Source organism: Fictibacillus phosphorivorans (assembly GCF_001619875.1).
Lineage (GTDB): Bacteria > Bacillota > Bacilli > Bacillales > Fictibacillaceae > Fictibacillus > Fictibacillus phosphorivorans_B.
Window position 1 is genome coordinate 1 of the sequence record NZ_LRFC01000003.1, and the last position, 18,164, is coordinate 18,164.

Below are 18,164 nucleotides of genomic sequence, written 5' to 3' on the forward strand. Positions count from 1 at the left end.
AAGAACTTTTTGTTAGCCGCTCGTTTTGGCGACTTTTATAAGATACCACCGTTGGCTAGTTGATGTCAACTGCTTTTTTTAAGTGATTCTTAATTTGTTTGTTTCGTTTGTTTCAGCCGCTGTAAAAGCGACAAGAAGTAATATACCACCTACAGGATATATCGGTCAATAGTTTTTATAAAAAAAGTTAATTTCTTTGTTTTTGCCGTAAGTATCTTCTGCAATCACAAGGCTTAGCAAAACGGCAGAATAATCGGTAGATGATTTGATACCTTTCTTCTAACACCGATTTTACAATAGCATCAATCCTATGGTCTTCCAGATCAAACCTGAGTTCTTCCATCTCTTTTTTTAGCACATATTCAAACTCGTGAAGTTCTTGATGATTCAAAAGCATTCCTACTAAAGACAATAGACGACACCCCGCTTGTTTTTTTCTTTTAACATTATTGCCATGAAAATGACGAGTTATTATTTTTTAGATTTTCTAAATAACCGTCATATCTTGTGGGGACAATCATAGATATTTTGTAAGGATGATGGACAAGGGGGTAAATGAGGATATGAAATTTTTCTTTGTCATAAACGGTAAAAAGGTGAAACAATACATGGTTGTTGTTTTCGCAGCTTTCTTTGCCGCTTCAATTGCTTTTGTAGGACAACAGCAATTATCTGTTTTTTCATCTAAAGAAGGTCCCCGTGCAATCTACAAAGGAGAAGATCAAGGAAACAAGGTCTCACTCACATTTGATATCAGCTGGGGAGATAAGAGGGTTACGCCGATCCTTGATGTCTTGAAAGAAAAAGGCGTTAAAAACTGTACGTTCTTTATATCTGCTGCTTGGGCAGAACGCCATCCGGAAATTGTGGAACGTATCGTAAAAGATGGTCACGAGGTGGCAAGTCTTGGCTATCAATACAAAAGCTATACGGAATGGGAAGATAAACAAATTAAACGAGACATTCTCTTAGCTCAGGAAAAGATCAAAAAAGTATCAGGGAAGATGACTTCGCTTCTTCGTCCGCCAAACGGTAATTTTGATGAGCGTGTTCTAAATATCTCTGAAGATCTGCATCATACGGTGGTTCATTGGAGCATTGACACGAAGGATTGGAAGAACCCTGGGGTAGATCAAATTGTTACTACCGCTACAGATAAAACAAAAGCTGGAGATATCATCTTACTTCATGCTTCTGACTCTGTTAAGCAAACTCATAAAGCACTCCCAACTATCATTGATAAATTGCGGGGAGATGGTTTTAAATTTGTAAGTGTGGGTGAAATGATCGCTAATACAGAAGCAAAAAGCAAAGAAGTAAATTGATACACGTTAAAAGGCCCCTGCCTAATTTAGGCAGAGGGCTTTGTTTGTTTTGATTGTTGTTTTTGATTGGACTGCAGCAATCGGTGCAGCATTAAAATTTGATATGTGTTGCAAAGCATCAGTGGAACAAACCCCATCCAAAGCGAAAGTGTGTTGTTTTCTTTTAAAACAGGCACCCACTCTAGGATGGTTACTACCGTAATAAAGAAAAGCGTTGGAATAAATGCTACATTTGACGTTTGTTTTACTTTTAAGTAGGCGATGATTAGTCCGTATACTAAGATGGCAAACGGTATCAAAATATAATTCACAATACTGTCGCCGTCTTTATGAAAGGAAGTATATCGTAAATAGAATAAATCAAATAATACAACAGCAATCAGAACAAGCTGTACACCGTTCCATAATCGGTGACTCTTAAATATACCTAATCCAAAGCGATGTACGGTTAAATAAGCAAAGAAGCCCATCTGGCTAAATACACTGAACAACGCACCGAAACCGATTAATCCGAAGATGTATAATAACACCTCAAAAAGGCTGCTGTTCTCAGGAAACTTTAATATAAGACCCACTGTGATTGCACTGATAATTCCAATTAACAGTGTGGTAATGAATAAATAGAGCCAGCTTTTAATTTTCACCCGCGTTTTCCCCCTCTAACATGTTCCGTAACGATTGTACCAATGTCCTTTTTAAATTGCCAGTTTTCCTTTAAATAACCAGTATAAATACGTGCTAAAAATCAATCCTATAAGTATCGAGCACATTTTGAAAGGAGGAGGAATTCGGTGAAAAAAATATACATTTTCCTCTTTTGTATTTCGCTCGCTGCGCTATCTGGCTGTGCACAAGAAGCTCAAGGCAGTTCGCAGGTTGATTATGAAGCAACAAAAAAGATGCTCGTCGATTTATTGAAGACGGATGAGGGAAAAAAGGCAATTAAAGAAGTTCTATCTGATAAAGAAATTCAGCAAGATATCTTAATCGATCAACAAGTAATCAAACAGACGATCGAACAGCAGCTTCTTTCAGAAAAAGGACAAAAATTCTGGCAGACACTTTTTAAAGACCCGAAGTTTTCAGTAGCTTTTGCAAAAAGCATGCGTAAAGAACACGAAAAGCTGATGAAGGATTTAATAAAGGATCCACAATACCAGGCAGAAGTAATGAAGATCATGCAGAACCCTCAAATGGCACAAAAGTTATTAGGACTTGTTGATACTCAGCCTGTTAGAAAAGAAATGAAAAGAGTAATGCTTGAAACCTTTGATAGTCCGATCGTTCAAGCTCAAATTCAAGAAATGTTGAAAAAAGCAGCTCATGAAGAGATTGATCAATCTATTTCCAATAAGGAAAAAGAGGCTACAGGCGGTCAAGAGTCAAAAAGTCCACAATAGAAGAGGCTGTCCGAAGAGTAAGGAAAACTTACATTCGGCAGCCCTTTTTTTATGGAGCTATAATCAGTTTTTTGTTTTATCAATAATGGTTTTAGCCATTTGAATGTAGTGTTCGCCGATTGGATGTGTTTGCTCGTACACACTCGGTGCAAAGTCATCTTCTTTGATTTCAGGCTGGCCGAGCGGAATTTGTCCAAGCAAAGGAACATTCAGCTCCTCAGCTAATCGCTTTCCACCGTCTTTACCGAATACATATTCTTTTTCACCCGTAGATTCACTTTGGAAATACGCCATGTTTTCAACGATCCCAAGAACTTCATGGTTTGTTTTAATCGCCATCGTACCTGCTCGTGCTGCAACGAAAGCCGCTGTTGCATGAGGAGTTGTTACAATGACTTCTTTACATTTAGGAAGCATCTTGTGAACATCAAGGGCAACGTCTCCCGTTCCAGGCGGTAAGTCGAGAAGAACGTAATCGAGATCTCCCCACTCAACTTCGCTAAAGAAGTTCATGAGCATCTTCCCTAACATCGGCCCGCGCCAGATAACAGGTGCATTATCTTCCACGAAGAAAGCCATTGAGATTACTTTTACGCCGAACCGTTCAACAGGAAAGATGCGATCGCCTTTAACTTTTGGTCGTTCTGTGATTCCCATCATGTCTGGCACACTGAATCCGTAAATATCGGCATCAATCAAACCGACTTTTTTCCCTAGTCTTGCAAGCGCAACTGCTAAGTTAACGGAAACCGTAGACTTTCCTACGCCGCCTTTCCCGCTTGCAATCGCAATAAATCCCGTTTTGCTGTTTTCAGAAAGAAGAGTAGTTGGTGCACCTTGTTGAGCTGTACTTGGATCTGCAGCAGTAACATCGTCTCTTTTTTCGAAACGAAGTCCAACTGATTCCACTCCTGCATTCTTCAACACTTGAACGATCTGTTGCTGAAGCTGCATTTGCTCTGGAGTACTCGTATGAGCCAGCCCAATCTTAAGCCCGACATAGCCTTCTTTTATCTTTATCTCACGGATACTGCCGGAGTCCACCATACTTTTATGTAAATAAGGGTCTTGAATAGGACCTAACAGCTCGATGACTTTTTCTTCTGTAAGCACATAGACACATCCTTTACCTGTAAAATTCCTTTTCAGTATATCACAACCTCATTGGACAAGCATGTAAGCGGTTTTTTGAAACTGCTTTATTCTCAGCTTTAAACAAGCAACAACTTAACTAAATAAAAATCCCCTCTAATCAAGAGGAGATTTTGGTGGTGTTTCATTTGTATAAAACCGAAGCATTCCTTGATAGATCGATGCAGCGATACTTTTTTGATACGATTCTGTTTTCAGCAGTTCCCGTTCTGTCGGATTGGATAAAAAGCCCACTTCAACCAATGCTCCTGGTACTTCAGCAGTCCGAAGCAGATAAAGGCCTTCAATGGATTTTGCAAACCGGTTTGTATTTTGTAGGTTGTGTCTAATTTCATCTTGAATAAATTTAGAAACGTTTTCTCCATCCTCTTTTCCTGGATGATAAAAAACTTGCGCCCCTCTCCATCTGGAGGAAGGCAATGAATTTAAATGAATCGAGATAAATAAGTCCGCATGATTTTCGTTGATGATTCTTCTTCTTTCTTTAAGATCTTCCCACTTGCGGTGCCTTAATTTTTTTGTGCCTTCATTCGCAAGATCTGTATCGGTTTCTCGCGTCATGATCACAAGTGCTCCCGCTTCTTGCAAATAATCTCGAAGCAAAACCGAAATGTTTAAAGCAATTTCTTTTTCCAGCACTTCTCCATCCCCAACAGCACCACCATCAGCACCGCCATGACCTGGGTCTATGACAATGATTTTTCCAGACAGCGGCAGGTTCCATGACCGCCATGAGTCATCGTCTAAAAAATGATAGGTGAAAATAAAGAAAAGGACTGCGCATCCTAATGCAAATGCGGCTCCCTTCACCCACTTCTTCATGTTTCGTCCCCCTATACAAGCCATATAATACTATGTATATGGGACAAGACAAAATTTATAACTGCTTGAGTTTATTGAAGTTTCATTCGATATCGTTTTTCACCGTTTTTGTAGCCTTCCATCCACCATATATGCACATACGCTTCACAGCACAGATGAAGGGACTCCATCATCATCTCGGTTCCCCAGCACCAAAACTGCCAATATTCAAAAAGCCCATCAGCTATTGCTTTTTGTTTTTCGTACGCTCTATCCTTAATCTTTTCTAAAGTTTCACCATGATAAGCAAAACGGCTGTAGCTCGCTCCTAATAGATAAGCATCTATCGCCATATCAATGCATGCATCTTCAATGTCATTTTGATAAAGAAGCGAGTATTGAAAAAATGGCTGAAACAACCGCTGAAATTCTTTTTTGATCGTAGCAAGCGACAAATCCCGAAGCACTTTGCGCTCAAATGTTTCTTTTTTAAATCGTTGTTTCTCCTTAAAATTGTTTAAAACAATGGCCATCATTACCTCCCCTTTCATCGTGCTCGTTGAATGTCACGAATTTGTTTTTTCCATACTTTTATTTTCTCCAGGGGAGGAAAGACGACACTGCGTAAAAGATGGGAAAAAACCCATTATCCAATCAGCAAAGGGGAATCATTTTGGAACAGACTCAATAATCGTAGAACAGACTCAATAATTTTAAATTAGACTCAATAATCTTGAAACAGACCCAATAATTTCGAATTAGACTCTTAAATTCCGAAACAGACTCAATAACTTTGATTCAGACTCAATAATCGTGCGCAGGTCACAAATACATAAAAAAACCCCGCTCTCCAAAGAGAACAGGGTTTTTTATAAACGTAATAAAGATTAACGTTTTGAGAACTGTGGTGCACGACGAGCGCCTTTAAGTCCGTACTTCTTACGCTCTTTCATACGAGCGTCACGAGTAAGGAATCCAGCTGCTTTAAGAGATCCGCGGTACTCAGGATCTGCTTCTAGAAGCGCACGAGAGATACCGTGACGGATAGCTCCTGCTTGTCCAGTGTATCCACCGCCATGAACAGTTACTAATACGTCATACTTGTCAGTTGTTTCAGTTGTGTTAAGTGGTTGTTTAACGATAAGCTTTAATGTTTCTAATCCGAAAAATTCGTCAATGTCACGTCCGTTGATTACGATACGGCCTTCACCAGGAACTAATCGTACACGCGCTACGGAGTGCTTACGACGTCCAGTGCCATAATATTGTACTTGTGCCACGTAAATACCCTCCTTTTTTATCCGCGTAACTCGTAGTTTTCAGGTTTTTGTGCTTGATTGTTGTGCTCAGCTCCAGCATATACGTGAAGCTTTTTGAACATTTGGCGACCAAGGCTGTTCTTTGGAAGCATACCTTTGATTGCTAGTTCAAGCATTTGGACTGGACGAGTTGTACGCATTTCTAATGCAGTTCTCGTACGAAGTCCACCTGGGTGACCAGTGTGGCGGTAATAAATTTTGTCTGTTAATTTCTTACCTGTTAATTCGATCTTTTCAGCGTTGATGATGATCACGTGATCACCAGTGTCAACGTGTGGTGTATAAATAGGCTTATGCTTACCGCGAAGGATAGAAGCAACTTCACTGGATAGACGTCCAAGAGTCTTGCCTTCAGCGTCGATCACAAACCATTTACGTTCTACTTCAGAAGCTTTCGCCATGAAAGTCGTACGCATGTGTTTTCCCTCCTGTATCTTCAATCAATTTCAATTATATTTAATGTGAACATTTCCCAAAATATCTCCGGGGCATGTGGACGATATCTTTAGAAATACCAAATAATATCTTATAATATATAAACAACGATGTCAAGCGTATCCTAAATATTATTCCGTTTTCTCTTCGTAATTTACCTGATATAAATAGAGACCATGAGCAGGAGCTGTTTTGCCAGCTAGCGACCTGTCTTTCCCCTCTAAAATCGTTACGATCTCTTCAGGTTTTCTCTTCCCTTGCCCAACTTCTAGAAGCGTGCCTATGATGATGCGGACCATGTTATACAAAAAGCCGCTGCCTCTGATCTTAAAAGTGAGTGTGTTATCCTCTTCCATAACATTCAATCCAAAAATCGTACGAACTTTGTCCTCCACTTCTGACTTAGCAGAAGAAAAGGACGTAAAATCATGTGTGCCTAAAAATAACTCTGCCGCACGTTTTATGTCTGCAACGTTTAAAGAGTAAGGATAATGAAACATGTGGTTACGTTTGAACACATCTGGTTGTTTATTCAAGAGCAGCTTGTAGTGATATTCTTTGCTGCATGCTGAAAATCGAGAATGGAACGAATTTTCGACCCGCTCTGCTTTCTTGATTAAAATATCGTTTGGAAGCATCGCGTTTAAGGCTTTGCTCCAGGCTTCAGCCGGTATTTGGAGATCTGTGTCAAAATGAAACACTTGACCGACAGCGTGTACTCCGGCATCTGTTCGTCCTGAAGCAGAAATGCTCACAGATTCTCCCTTATGAATCTTTTGCAGCACGGCTTGGATGGTTCCTTGCACCGTTCTGCCGCTAGGCTGTATTTGGTACCCGGCAAAATCCGTACCGTCATAAGCTACGGTTACTTTCATACGAGCCATCCTAAATCTCCTTTTAACTGCGTAATAATAACAACGATGCTGTCAGCAACAATAAAAGCAGAAGTGCAAACGTGTCTCGCTTATGCCACTCTAATGCTCTTAGGCGTGTTCTTCCTTCTCCACCTCGGTATCCTCTAGCTTCCATCGCAAGTGCCAGCTCTTCCGCTCGTTTGAACGAGGAAACGAATAAAGGAACTAAGAGTGGTACAAATGCCTTTGCTCTTTCTTTTATCGGACCGCTAGTGAAGTCAGCTCCACGAGCCATCTGTGCCTTCATGATCTTTTCCGTTTCCTGAAGAAGTGTCGGAATAAACCTTAAAGAGATCGACATCATGAGGGCAAACTCATGAACAGGAAGCTTCCATTTTTTAAGTGGTCCTAAGAGATGTTCCAAGCCATCCGTGATATCAATTGGTGTCGTTGTTAATGTTAATAAGGATGTCATCAAAACGAGAAGGAGAAGCCTCATCGCGATAAAGACCCCTTGGATGATTCCACCTTCATAAATTTCAAGAAAGCCTGCTTTATACAGCAGTTCCCCTTCTTTTGTTAAGAACACATGCAGAAGCATCGTAAACACAACAAGAATAAGGATGGGTTTTAATCCTTTATACAAAAAGCGCAACGGCACTTTAGACAACGTAATCGTTACTGCAGTAAACGCAACTAGCAGCCCATAAGTTACCCAGCTGTTTGCTAGAAAGACTATAAACAAATAAAAGAACGCTGCAATAAGCTTCGACCGTGAATCCATCCGATGCAATGGTGAAGATGCAGGGTAATACTGCCCGATGATTACATTTTGCAGCATATTAGTTCCCCCTCTTCTTAAGGGAAAGACTCACAAGTTTCGCAAGCTCCTCAATCGTAAAACTGGATAGTGAAAGATTTTGCCCAGATACCTCATTCCATTTGTTTAAAAATTGAACGGTCTCTGGAACATCTAGTCCCGCTTGATTCAGCAGTTCTCGCTGATTAAAGATATCGCTAGGTTTTCCATGCAGATACAGTTCACCTTTATGCATTACCGCGATTTCGTCAGCATACTTCGACGCATCTTCCATGCTGTGAGTAACAAGGATCGTTGTTAACTTATTCTTTTCATGAAGGTTGTAAAACAACTCCATGATCTCGACTCTGCCTGAAGGGTCTAATCCTGCTGTAGGCTCATCTAAAATCAGAACTTCCGGATTCATTGCCAGGACTCCTGCAATCGCAACCCTGCGCATCTGTCCTCCACTTAAGTCAAAAGGTGACTTTGTGAGAACAGATTGTGGAAGGCCTACCATCTCAATGACTTTTGAAGCTGTCTTCTTTGCTTCCTCTTCAGACACGCCAAAATTTCGCGGGCCAAACATGATATCTTTTTCTACCGTTTCTTCAAACAGCTGATGCTCTGGGTATTGAAATACAATTCCCGCTTTTTTTCGAAGCGGTTTTAAATCTTGCTTTTTACCGCCAGCTTTAAGCTCAGTGCTGCCCATTTTTATAGAACCGTCAGAAGGCTTTAACAGCCCATTGAAGTGTTGGATCAGCGTCGATTTCCCTGAACCGGTATGACCGATCAAAGCCAGAAACGTTCCGTCACCAATATCCAGCGTAATGTCGTGAAGCGCACGTCTCTCAAAGGGAGTGCCTTGCATGTAGCGATGTTCCAGGCGGTTTATGCTAATTTCCATAATGCATTCACCAGCTCTTCCTGTGTTAAATAGCTTTTATCAAGCTCCACACCTTGTTGGCGGAGAGCTTCACTTAACTTTAGTGAAAACGGTAAATCCAGACCTGCCGATTTCAACAATTCACGCTGTTGAAAGATGTCTTCGGGTATTCCCTCAGCTGCCTTTTCTCCCATTTTCATGACGACAACTCTGTCTGCACTTAGCGCTTCCTCTAAATCATGTGTAATGGAAATGACAGTGATGCCTTCTTTTTGATTCAGTTCCCGAACCGTCTCGATGACTTCGATTCGTCCGATCGGATCAAGCATCGATGTTGCCTCATCCAGTACGATAACAGATGGCTTCTGTGCCAAGATTCCTGCAATAGCCACCCTTTGTTTCTGACCGCCGGATAACTGATGAGGTTCTTGGTTTAAGAAAGCTTCCATTCCTACACGCTCTACACTTTCACTGATGCGCTTTACCATCTCATCACGAGGAACACCGAAATTTTCAAGGCCAAACGCAATATCATCTTGCACACTTGTCCCAACAAACTGATTATCAGGATTTTGAAAGACCATACCCACTTGTCTTCTTACTTCCCATATGTCGTCGGGGCGTTCTGTTGTGTAGCTTGAAACATAAACCGCACCTTCGTTCGGCAATAACAATCCGTTTAACATTTTCGCCAACGTGGACTTACCAGAGCCGTTGTGGCCAACGATGGAAAGCCATTCCCCTTTGTGTACATCTAACGTTACACCTTTAAGTGTAGGTATCTCTTCTCCCGGATAAAAAAAGGTCACATCTTTAACGGTAATGATGTTTTCCATGTGACATCCTCCTCTTAGCTGCTGCTCATTCTAAGCTGCTCTCTGCTCGGTTAGTAAATTTAGCTTTGTAACTGATAAAATTAGAATATAAAAAAGTGGATCCTGCGTCATCTCACTGATGCAAGAGCTTATTTCATCTCCACATATATACTAGGAAGGGTATTAATACACTTAATTTGTAATAATCCTAAGTTAATTTGACGAGTTTAGTTTATATTTTGACAAGTTACAGTGTTAATTTCCCCAGTTTTAAGTGTATATCGACGAGCCGACATATTTCTACAAATCCAAACCATTATAAACCCCTCAACGCCAGCAAACATGCAACTTTCTGGTAGCAAGTTTTATTTTTCAATAGCCATTCTTCAACTGACTTTGTAAGGAGTTTTCAAAAAAATAAAAAAGGGCAAGATTGTCATTGAAGACTTGATCCCGCCCTTTCATACGTTTTATTAAACTAATTCAATGATAACCATTGGTGCACCATCACCACGGCGAGGGCCGATTTTTGCGATGCGAGTGTAACCACCGTTACGCTCTGCATAGCGAGGTGCAAGATCACTGAAAAGTTTTTGAAGAGATCTTTGTCCAGACTCAGCGTCTGCTACTTCGTTACGAAGGAACGATGCAGCCTGACGGCGAGCATGAAGGTCTCCACGCTTACCAAGCGTAATCATTTTTTCAGCAAATTTACGAACTTCTTTTGCACGTGCTTCTGTAGTTTCAATACGCTCGTTGATGATTAAATCAGTAGCTAAATCACGAAGCATTGCTTTACGAACCGCAGATACACGACCTAACTTTTGGTATCCCATGCTTGTATTCCCTCCTCTGCGCGTTTCTCTCTCGTCTTGAAAAAGCGCGTATTACGAATTAATCGTCAGCGCGTAATGAAAGACCTAGCTCTTCAAGTTTCTCTTGAACTTCTTCAAGAGATTTCTTTCCAAGGTTGCGCACTTTCATCATGTCTTCTTCAGACTTATTCGCAAGTTCTTGAACTGTATTAATGCCAGCACGCTTTAGGCAGTTATAAGAACGAACAGAAAGATCTAGTTCCTCGATCGTCATCTCAAGTACTTTTTCTTTTTGGTCTTCCTCTTTTTCTACCATAATCTCAGCGTTCTGAGCTTGATCTGTTAAGCCAACAAAAATGTTTAAATGTTCGCTAATGATCTTCGCACCAAGAGAAACTGCTTCCTCTGGACGAATGCTCCCATCTGTCCATACATCAAGCGTTAGCTTATCATAGTTTGTTACTTGTCCTACACGAGTGTTTTCCACTTGATAGTTTACACGAGAAATAGGTGTGTAAATGGAATCAACAGGAATAACTCCGATCGGCAGGTCTTCGCGTTTATTGCCTTCTGCCTGTACATAACCACGACCACGTTTAGCATGAAGCTTCATTTGGAAATGAGCGCCTTTTGCTAGTGTTGCGATATGAAGATCCGGGTTAAGGATTTCAACGTCGCTGTCATGAGTGATGTCGCCAGCTGTTACAACACCGTCACCTTGTACATCGATTTCAAGTGTCTTCTCTTCATCAGAGTAAATCTTCATTGCAAGTTTCTTTAAGTTTAAGATGATGGTTGTAACATCTTCAACTACACCTTCTACTGTAGAGAACTCATGCAATACGCCATTGATCTGAATAGATGTAACTGCTGCACCAGGTAGTGAGGACAACAGGATACGACGCAAGGAGTTGCCTAGTGTAGTCCCGTATCCACGTTCAAGTGGTTCAACAACAAACTTTCCGTATGTGGCATCGTCGCTGATTTCAACCGTCTCAATTCTTGGCTTTTCGATTTCGATCATTCAACTGAACCCTCCTTCAAACGTCGAATCTCGGCTGGAAATCTCCAGCCGAAATTCCCCATAGGCATTCCGACTTATCAATTACCAAAACTTTTACTATAACCATTATAGACAAGTTATAGAAATATATACCGTGTATATCGTTACACGCGACGGCGTTTTGGTGGGCGGCAACCGTTGTGAGGTACAGGAGTAACGTCACGAATAGCTGTTACTTCTAAGCCTACCGCTTGAAGGGCACGGATTGCTGCTTCACGTCCAGCACCAGGTCCTTTAACGGATACTTCCAACGTTTTCATACCATGTTCCATTGCAGTTTTACCAGCTGTTTCAGCTGCCATTTGTGCTGCGAACGGAGTAGACTTACGAGAACCTTTAAATCCTAGGTGACCAGCAGTCGCCCAAGAGATTGCGTTCCCGTGCGTGTCAGTAATCGTGATGATCGTGTTGTTGAATGTAGAACGGATATGTGCTACGCCGACTTCAACATTCTTTTTGACACGACGTTTACGTGTATTAGTCTTACGTGCTTTTGCCATTTAGAGTTTACCTCCTTTACTTACTTTTTCTTATTCGCTACTGTACGACGAGGTCCTTTACGAGTACGGGAGTTGTTCTTCGTGTTTTGACCACGTACTGGTAATCCACGACGATGACGAACACCACGATATGCTCCGATCTCGATTAGACGCTTGATGTTTAGTGATACTTCACGACGAAGGTCACCTTCCACTTTATGTCCATCGATGACTTCGCGGATTTTATTTAATTCATCTTCAGTAAGATCACGAACGCGTGTATCTTCAGAAACTCCAGCTGCAGCAAGAATTTGCTGTGCTTTTGTTTTACCGATACCGAAGATGTATGTTAAAGAGATTACTACTCGCTTATCACGAGGAATATCTACACCTGCAACACGTGCCATAATTTTTGCACCTCCTGTATATTAACCTTGTTTTTGTTTATGTTTCGGATTTTCACAGATCACCATTACAGTGCCTCTGCGGCGAATCACTTTACATTTTTCACATATTGGCTTGACTGATGGTCTTACCTTCATTGTTTATAACCTCCTTATGTCACGGAGTACATTGATTATTTAAAACGATACGTTATACGACCACGTGATAAGTCATACGGAGACAATTCTACGGTTACTTTATCCCCTGGAAGAATTCGAATGTAGTGCATACGAATCTTTCCAGAAACGTGCGCTAGAACTTTGTGTCCGTTTTCTAGTTCAACACGAAACATGGCGTTCGGAAGAGGCTCAATAACTGTACCTTCTACCTCAATAACATCATCTTTAGCCATCGACTTGATCTCCCTTCTTCAGAGCAATGACTTTCTCGTCGGAAAACTTCGCTACTGCATAACGCAATTTGCCATTGGTTACACGACCTGTTTCAAGAATGCTTTTAACAACTTCCGGAGAAGTAAAATCTAGCAGTTCTAAGTGGCTAAGGTTCTTGCGCTTGGCTCGATCAAACTTACGCTTGTCACCATCTGCGACGAGGACGAAACGCCCATCGAGAATACCGACAATAACACCTAACCGATCTGCGTCTCTTCCTTTTAGTATCCGAACCAGTTGTCCTATGTTCGGTACCGAATCAGATTCGCTTACCATTTCATCACCTTCACTTAGATCTTTGTTAAGATTTCAAAGCCTTCTTCCGTAATGACAACTGTGTGTTCAAAATGAGCACACCATTTGCCATCCGTTGTGACAACCGTCCAGTTATCGGATAATGTTCGAACATAGCGAGTTCCCGCATTAATCATAGGTTCTATTGCTAAAACCATGCCCTTTTTCAGTACCGGTCCTTTACCAGGCGGTCCATAATGAGGAATTTGCGGGTCCTCATGTAAGTCCTGGCCAATTCCGTGTCCGACGTATTCGCGAACAACAGAAAACCCTTCATCCTCAGCATACTTTTGTATCTCATGAGAAATGTCAGTTAACCGGGCACCGGCTTTTGCTTTTTCGAGTCCTTTATACAAAGACTCTTCGGTTACATCCAGAAGTTTTTGAGCTTCTTCCGAAATCTCGCCAACTCCATACGTCCAAGCGGAGTCACCGTGGTATCCGTTGTACTTCGCCCCAATATCTATAGAGATAATGTCGCCATGGTTGAGTACGCGTTTACCTGGAATTCCGTGCACAAGTTCTTCATTTACAGAAGCACAGATACTTCCACTAAAACCATTATAGTTTTTAAATGAAGGAATTGCACCTTGGCTGCGGATAAACGTATCAGCAATTTTGTCCAGTTCCTTAGTAGTTATGCCAGGCTTAATGTGTTTTTTTAACTCTTGATGAGTTAAGGCAACAATGCGACCTGCCTCCCGCATGATTTCAATCTCTCGCGGTGTTTTGCAGATTATCATTTCGCCAATCCCCCAATAAGTTGGTCAATGTCTTGAAAGACTTTGTCGATATCCTGATCACCATTAACGTTTTTCAGGTAACCTTTTTCACCATAAAAATCAAGCAGTGGTTTAGCCTGCTTCATGTTTACATCTAAACGGTTTCGAACGGTCTCTTCATTATCATCTTGACGTTGGATAAGCGTACCGCCGTCTTTATCACATACTCCTTCAACCTTTGGCGGGTTGAATATTACATGATACGTGCTTCCGCATGTTTGGCAAATCCGACGACCTGTTAATCGCTGCATAAGCTGATCGGAATCTACTGAAATGTTTAACACATAATCAATCGTTCTTCCTAGCTCTTTTGTGATTTCTTCCAGGGCTTCCGCTTGGGCAACTGTCCGAGGGAATCCATCTAGTAAAAATCCTTTTTCGCAGTCCTTTTTAGAAAGTCGGTCACGTACGATACCGATTGTAACTTCGTCAGGAACGAGGTTACCCGCATCCATGTACGATTTTGCCTCAAGTCCAAGAGGAGTCTCCTCTTTAATTGCTGCTCGGAACATATCTCCAGTAGAGATATGAGGTATTCCGTATTTCTCAACAATTCTTTCTGCTTGAGTACCCTTACCTGCTCCGGGCAATCCCATTAAGACTAGATACATCTAATCCCTCCATAAATCACAATCGTCTTATTTAAGAGCTGCTGGGAAGATCGCTCTTCCCTCGCCCTTATTTAATGAAGCCTTTGTAGTGCCGCTTGATCAGCTGGCTCTCAATCTGCTTCATGGTGTCTAATGCCACACCTACAACAATCAGCAAGCTTGTTCCACCAATTTGAATGGCTGGCGGAAGGTTCAAACCTGGAATTGCTGTAAAGACAACTGGCAGGACTGCAATTGCAGCCAGGAAAAGAGATCCAACAAATGTTAATCGATACAGAATTCTTGTTATATAAGTTTGAGTGTTAGCTCCTGGACGAATGCCAGGAATGTATCCACCCTGCTTCTTTAAGTTTTCCGCCATTTGCTCCGGATTTACCTGGATAAACGTATAGAAATACGAGAACCCGATAATAAGGAGCGCATATATAATCATTCCGACTGGCTTCGTGTAGTCAAACGTGTTGATAATCCAAGTCGTAACATCATTCTGTCCGAAGAAGCCAGCAACAGTTCTTGGCGTGATGATCAAGGAAATCGCGAAGATAACCGGGATAACACCTGCTGCATTAACTTTGATCGGAAGATGAGTAGACTGGCCGCCAACAGGCTTTGTTCCAACGACTCGTTTTGCATACTGAATCGGGATTTTCCGAACACCTTGTTGAATAAAGATAACACCCATAATAATGAGTACAATCGCAAGAGCAAGCAGTACAACCGTTACGATATGCATGAATAACTGATCGCTACCGCCTTCAAATTGCGTTGTGAAAAGCTGGTTAACTGCTGTAGGAATAGCTGCGGCAATCCCCGCAAAAATCAGAACTGAAATTCCGTTTCCAATCCCCTTAAGGGTAATCTGCTCACCTAACCACATTAAGAATGCAGTACCTGCAGTTAAAACTAACGCTATAAATAGATACGTAGTCATGCTAGGGTTTTGAATAAGTCCTGGGAAAAGATTGTTAAAACCGATAGACATACCGATAGCCTGGATAAAACCAAGAACAATAGTTCCATAGCGAGTGAACTGAGCTAATTTCTTACGCCCAACTTCACCTTGCTTACTCCACTCCGTAAATTTAGGAACAACGTCCATCTGCAAAAGTTGCACGATGATCGATGCTGTAATATACGGCATGATACCCATAGCGAAAATGGAGAAGTTTTGTAACGCTCCACCGCCAAACGTATTTAAAAAACCAAATATGTTAGCACTGTCGCCAGTACTGAATTTCAGTACGTCGCGATTTACACCAGGTACTGGGATGAATGTTCCAAGACGGAACACCACCAGCATAGCAAGTGTAAACAATATCTTGTTTCTCAGATCACCCACACGCATAATGTTGGAGATTGTCTGGAACATTAGATCACCTCAGTAGTTCCGCCCGCTGCTTCAATTGCTTCTTTAGCAGAAACAGAGAATTTGTGCGCCTTAACTGTAAGCTTAACTTCTAACTTGCCATTACCTAGAACTTTGATACCGTTTTTAAGACTGCTAACTACTCCAGTTTCAATAAGAAGTTCAGGAGTAACCTCTGTGCCCTCTTCAAAACGTACAAGTTTCTCAAGATTTACTACTGCATACTCTTTACGAGTAGGGTTTGTGAATCCGCGTTTCGGTAAACGACGTGCTAGTGGATTTTGTCCACCTTCGAATCCAGGTCTAACACCACCGCCTGAACGAGAGTTTTGACCTTTGTGACCACGACCACTTGTTTTACCATTACCTGATCCGATACCGCGACCTACACGGTTGCGAACTTTACGGGATCCTTCTGATGGCTTCAACTCATGAAGTTTCATCTGAGCACCTCCTCATGATTTATTTATCTTTTTAAGCTTCTAATTCTTTCACTGTTAAAAGGTGAGACACCTTGTTAACCATACCGCGGATAGCCGCGTTATCTTCGTGCACAACTGTCTGGTGCATTTTGCGTAAACCAAGTGTCTTAACAACGATACGTTGGTTTTCCGGACGGCCGATTACACTGCGAGTGAGGGTGATTTCTAATTTCTTAGCCATCTAAAGTTCCCTCCTTAACCTAAAAGCTCTTGTACTGACTTACCGCGAAGTTTCGCAACATCTTCAGCACGCTTTAAATTTTTCAATCCTTCAATTGTTGCACGAACCATGTTGATTGGGTTGTTAGATCCAAGTGACTTAGAAAGGATGTCACCTACACCAGCAAGCTCCAATACCGCACGTACAGGTCCACCAGCAATTACCCCAGTACCTTCAGATGCAGGCTTAAGAAGTACGTTACCTGCTCCAAAACGTCCAATTACTTGGTGAGGAATTGTTGTTTTTACGATCGGTACAGTTACTAAGTTTTTCTTAGCATCTTCAATCGCCTTACGGATCGCTTCTGGTACCTCTTGGGCTTTACCAGTACCGAATCCAACGTGACCGTTTTTGTCACCTACTACAACTACTGCAGCAAAGCGGAAACGACGTCCACCTTTTACTACTTTAGCTACACGGTTAACGGTAACGACGCGTTCTTCAAGTTCAAGTTTGTTAGGGTCGATACGCATCAGGTTCCCTCCTTCGATTAAAATTCTAACCCAGCTTCACGAGCTGCGTCTGCTAATGCTTTAATACGTCCGTGATATAAATATCCGCCTCGGTCAAATACTACCGATTTGATTCCTTTTTCAACTGCGCGCTTAGCGATTTCTTGACCAATCGCTTTAGCAGCATCTACGTTTCCACCGTTTTCTACACTTACACCTTTATCAAGGGAAGATGCAGATACAATTGTTACACCTGCTTGATCATCGATCAATTGAGCATAGATGTGCTTTGTAGAACGGAATACGTTCAAACGAGGACGTTGTGCTGTTCCGCTTACAACGCGGCGAACACGAGCATGTCTTTTCTTACGAGCGACATTCTTATCTGCTTTCGTGATCATCCTTTGCACTCCTTTCCGCTACCTAACGGCTTTATTTACCAGTCTTACCTTCTTTACGGCGAACGAATTCACCTTCGTAACGAATACCTTTACCTTTGTAAGGCTCAGGTGAACGAACTGAACGGATGTTTGCAGCAACTTCACCTACACGTTGCTTGTCAATACCCTTAACAATAACCTTCGTGTTAGAAGGTACTTCGATGTCGATTCCTTGCTCAGGAACGATTTCAACAGGGTGAGAGTAACCTACGTTAAGTACAAGCTTGTTACCAGCTTTGGAAGCACGATATCCAACCCCGATAATTTCAAGAGCTCTTTCATAACCGTTTGTTACACCGATTACCATGTTGTTTAATACGCTGCGAGTTGTACCATGCAGTGCACGGTGCTCTTTGTGGTCGCTCGGGCGTTCCACAGTAATTTCGTTATCTTGAACATTAATTTTAATGTCAGCATTGAATTTGCGAGAAAGTTCACCTTTAGGGCCTTTTACAGAAACCGTGTTGTCATTAGCAACATCGATCGTAACGCCACCTGGAACTTCAATCGGTTTGTTACCTACGCGAGACATGTT

At 41.7% G+C, this 18,164-nt stretch carries 28 protein-coding genes; 2 read left to right on the forward strand and 26 right to left on the reverse strand.

All coding sequences use genetic code 11. The features are described 5' to 3' along the window. Positions 1-187: 187 nt before the first annotated feature. Positions 188-412, reverse strand: a complete 225-nt coding sequence (locus tag AWM68_RS04820) for a hypothetical protein (protein WP_231868370.1) — start codon at positions 410-412, stop codon at positions 188-190. Positions 413-563: 151 nt separating this feature from the next. Here AWM68_RS04820 and pdaB point away from each other — a divergent pair, with 151 nt between their 5' ends. Then, positions 564-1,325, forward strand: a complete 762-nt coding sequence (gene pdaB, locus AWM68_RS04825) for a polysaccharide deacetylase family sporulation protein PdaB (RefSeq protein WP_066237839.1) — start codon at positions 564-566, stop codon at positions 1,323-1,325. A gap of 26 nt (positions 1,326-1,351) precedes the next feature. Here the strand turns inward: pdaB and AWM68_RS04830 are convergent, their stop codons facing one another. Beyond that, positions 1,352-1,969 carry a KinB-signaling pathway activation protein gene (locus tag AWM68_RS04830; RefSeq protein WP_066237841.1) on the reverse strand — a complete coding sequence of 206 codons (618 nt, stop codon included), beginning with the start codon at positions 1,967-1,969 and terminating at the stop codon, positions 1,352-1,354. Between the two features lie 147 nt (positions 1,970-2,116). Between AWM68_RS04830 and gerD the strand changes: the two genes are divergently transcribed. After that, a complete protein-coding gene (gene gerD / locus AWM68_RS04835) occupies positions 2,117-2,725 on the forward strand; it encodes a spore germination lipoprotein GerD (RefSeq protein ID WP_066237844.1) in 609 nt (202 codons plus the stop codon). Positions 2,726-2,788: 63 nt separating this feature from the next. Here gerD and AWM68_RS04840 read toward each other — a convergent pair whose 3' ends face one another. From AWM68_RS04840 to rplF, 24 genes are all read right to left on the reverse strand, one after another. Continuing rightward, entirely contained in the window at positions 2,789-3,838 is a 1,050-nt protein-coding gene (locus AWM68_RS04840) for an Mrp/NBP35 family ATP-binding protein (protein ID WP_066237849.1), read from the reverse strand. 135 nt (positions 3,839-3,973) lie between these two features. Further along, a complete protein-coding gene (gene cwlD, locus AWM68_RS04845) occupies positions 3,974-4,699 on the reverse strand; it encodes an N-acetylmuramoyl-L-alanine amidase CwlD (RefSeq protein ID WP_066237852.1) in 726 nt (241 codons plus the stop codon). A 71-nt stretch (positions 4,700-4,770) separates the two neighbouring features. Beyond that, positions 4,771-5,214: a DUF2521 family protein gene (locus tag AWM68_RS04850; RefSeq protein WP_197468130.1), complete on the reverse strand. Its 444-nt coding sequence runs from the start codon at positions 5,212-5,214 to the stop codon at positions 4,771-4,773. A gap of 351 nt (positions 5,215-5,565) precedes the next feature. Then, complete coding sequence (gene rpsI / locus AWM68_RS04855; RefSeq protein ID WP_066237857.1) at positions 5,566-5,958, reverse strand: 30S ribosomal protein S9; 393 nt, start codon at positions 5,956-5,958, stop codon at positions 5,566-5,568. 17 nt (positions 5,959-5,975) lie between these two features. After that, positions 5,976-6,413: a 50S ribosomal protein L13 gene (gene rplM, locus AWM68_RS04860; RefSeq protein ID WP_066237860.1), complete on the reverse strand. Its 438-nt coding sequence runs from the start codon at positions 6,411-6,413 to the stop codon at positions 5,976-5,978. Between the two features lie 150 nt (positions 6,414-6,563). Further along, complete coding sequence (gene truA, locus AWM68_RS04865; RefSeq protein WP_066237863.1) at positions 6,564-7,316, reverse strand: tRNA pseudouridine(38-40) synthase TruA; 753 nt, start codon at positions 7,314-7,316, stop codon at positions 6,564-6,566. Positions 7,317-7,329: 13 nt separating this feature from the next. Then, entirely contained in the window at positions 7,330-8,127 is a 798-nt protein-coding gene (locus tag AWM68_RS04870) for an energy-coupling factor transporter transmembrane component T family protein (RefSeq protein ID WP_066237868.1), read from the reverse strand. Position 8,128: 1 nt separating this feature from the next. Beyond that, positions 8,129-8,995, reverse strand: a complete 867-nt coding sequence (locus tag AWM68_RS04875; protein WP_066237869.1) for an energy-coupling factor ABC transporter ATP-binding protein — start codon at positions 8,993-8,995, stop codon at positions 8,129-8,131. Then, positions 8,980-9,810 (reverse strand): energy-coupling factor ABC transporter ATP-binding protein, encoded by an 831-nt coding sequence (locus tag AWM68_RS04880; protein WP_066237873.1) that lies wholly within the window; start codon positions 9,808-9,810, stop codon positions 8,980-8,982. The genes AWM68_RS04875 and AWM68_RS04880 overlap by 16 nt, the downstream gene beginning before the upstream one ends. A gap of 452 nt (positions 9,811-10,262) precedes the next feature. Continuing rightward, on the reverse strand, positions 10,263-10,625 hold the full coding sequence (gene rplQ / locus AWM68_RS04885; protein WP_066237878.1) for a 50S ribosomal protein L17: 363 nt from the start codon (positions 10,623-10,625) through the stop codon (positions 10,263-10,265). Between the two features lie 58 nt (positions 10,626-10,683). Beyond that, positions 10,684-11,628, reverse strand: coding sequence for a DNA-directed RNA polymerase subunit alpha (locus tag AWM68_RS04890; RefSeq protein ID WP_066237880.1), 945 nt, complete (start codon positions 11,626-11,628; stop codon positions 10,684-10,686). Between the two features lie 143 nt (positions 11,629-11,771). Further along, complete coding sequence (rpsK, locus tag AWM68_RS04895) at positions 11,772-12,167, reverse strand: 30S ribosomal protein S11 (RefSeq protein ID WP_066237883.1); 396 nt, start codon at positions 12,165-12,167, stop codon at positions 11,772-11,774. A gap of 20 nt (positions 12,168-12,187) precedes the next feature. Next, positions 12,188-12,553, reverse strand: a complete 366-nt coding sequence (gene rpsM / locus AWM68_RS04900) for a 30S ribosomal protein S13 (protein WP_066237886.1) — start codon at positions 12,551-12,553, stop codon at positions 12,188-12,190. Between the two features lie 21 nt (positions 12,554-12,574). After that, positions 12,575-12,688, reverse strand: coding sequence for a 50S ribosomal protein L36 (gene rpmJ / locus AWM68_RS04905; RefSeq protein ID WP_007203526.1), 114 nt, complete (start codon positions 12,686-12,688; stop codon positions 12,575-12,577). Between the two features lie 35 nt (positions 12,689-12,723). Beyond that, positions 12,724-12,942 carry a translation initiation factor IF-1 gene (gene infA, locus AWM68_RS04910; RefSeq protein ID WP_066237890.1) on the reverse strand — a complete coding sequence of 73 codons (219 nt, stop codon included), beginning with the start codon at positions 12,940-12,942 and terminating at the stop codon, positions 12,724-12,726. Then, positions 12,935-13,258 carry a KOW domain-containing RNA-binding protein gene (locus AWM68_RS04915; RefSeq protein WP_066237893.1) on the reverse strand — a complete coding sequence of 108 codons (324 nt, stop codon included), beginning with the start codon at positions 13,256-13,258 and terminating at the stop codon, positions 12,935-12,937. Before AWM68_RS04915 ends, infA begins: the two co-directional genes overlap by 8 nt. Positions 13,259-13,272: 14 nt before the next feature. Further along, complete coding sequence (map, locus tag AWM68_RS04920; protein ID WP_066237897.1) at positions 13,273-14,019, reverse strand: type I methionyl aminopeptidase; 747 nt, start codon at positions 14,017-14,019, stop codon at positions 13,273-13,275. After that, on the reverse strand, positions 14,016-14,669 hold the full coding sequence (locus tag AWM68_RS04925) for an adenylate kinase (protein ID WP_066237901.1): 654 nt from the start codon (positions 14,667-14,669) through the stop codon (positions 14,016-14,018). Before AWM68_RS04925 ends, map begins: the two co-directional genes overlap by 4 nt. 67 nt (positions 14,670-14,736) lie before the next feature. Next, positions 14,737-16,038, reverse strand: coding sequence for a preprotein translocase subunit SecY (gene secY, locus AWM68_RS04930; RefSeq protein WP_066237904.1), 1,302 nt, complete (start codon positions 16,036-16,038; stop codon positions 14,737-14,739). Beyond that, a complete protein-coding gene (rplO, locus tag AWM68_RS04935; protein WP_066237907.1) occupies positions 16,038-16,478 on the reverse strand; it encodes a 50S ribosomal protein L15 in 441 nt (146 codons plus the stop codon). The genes secY and rplO overlap by 1 nt, the downstream gene beginning before the upstream one ends. Before the next feature lie 31 nt (positions 16,479-16,509). Continuing rightward, on the reverse strand, positions 16,510-16,698 hold the full coding sequence (gene rpmD / locus AWM68_RS04940) for a 50S ribosomal protein L30 (protein ID WP_066237910.1): 189 nt from the start codon (positions 16,696-16,698) through the stop codon (positions 16,510-16,512). A gap of 14 nt (positions 16,699-16,712) precedes the next feature. After that, positions 16,713-17,213 (reverse strand): 30S ribosomal protein S5, encoded by a 501-nt coding sequence (gene rpsE, locus AWM68_RS04945; RefSeq protein WP_066237913.1) that lies wholly within the window; start codon positions 17,211-17,213, stop codon positions 16,713-16,715. Between the two features lie 14 nt (positions 17,214-17,227). Beyond that, a complete protein-coding gene (rplR, locus tag AWM68_RS04950; RefSeq protein ID WP_066237916.1) occupies positions 17,228-17,590 on the reverse strand; it encodes a 50S ribosomal protein L18 in 363 nt (120 codons plus the stop codon). Between the two features lie 31 nt (positions 17,591-17,621). Next, entirely contained in the window at positions 17,622-18,161 is a 540-nt protein-coding gene (gene rplF, locus AWM68_RS04955; protein WP_066237919.1) for a 50S ribosomal protein L6, read from the reverse strand. Positions 18,162-18,164: the final 3 nt, after the last annotated feature.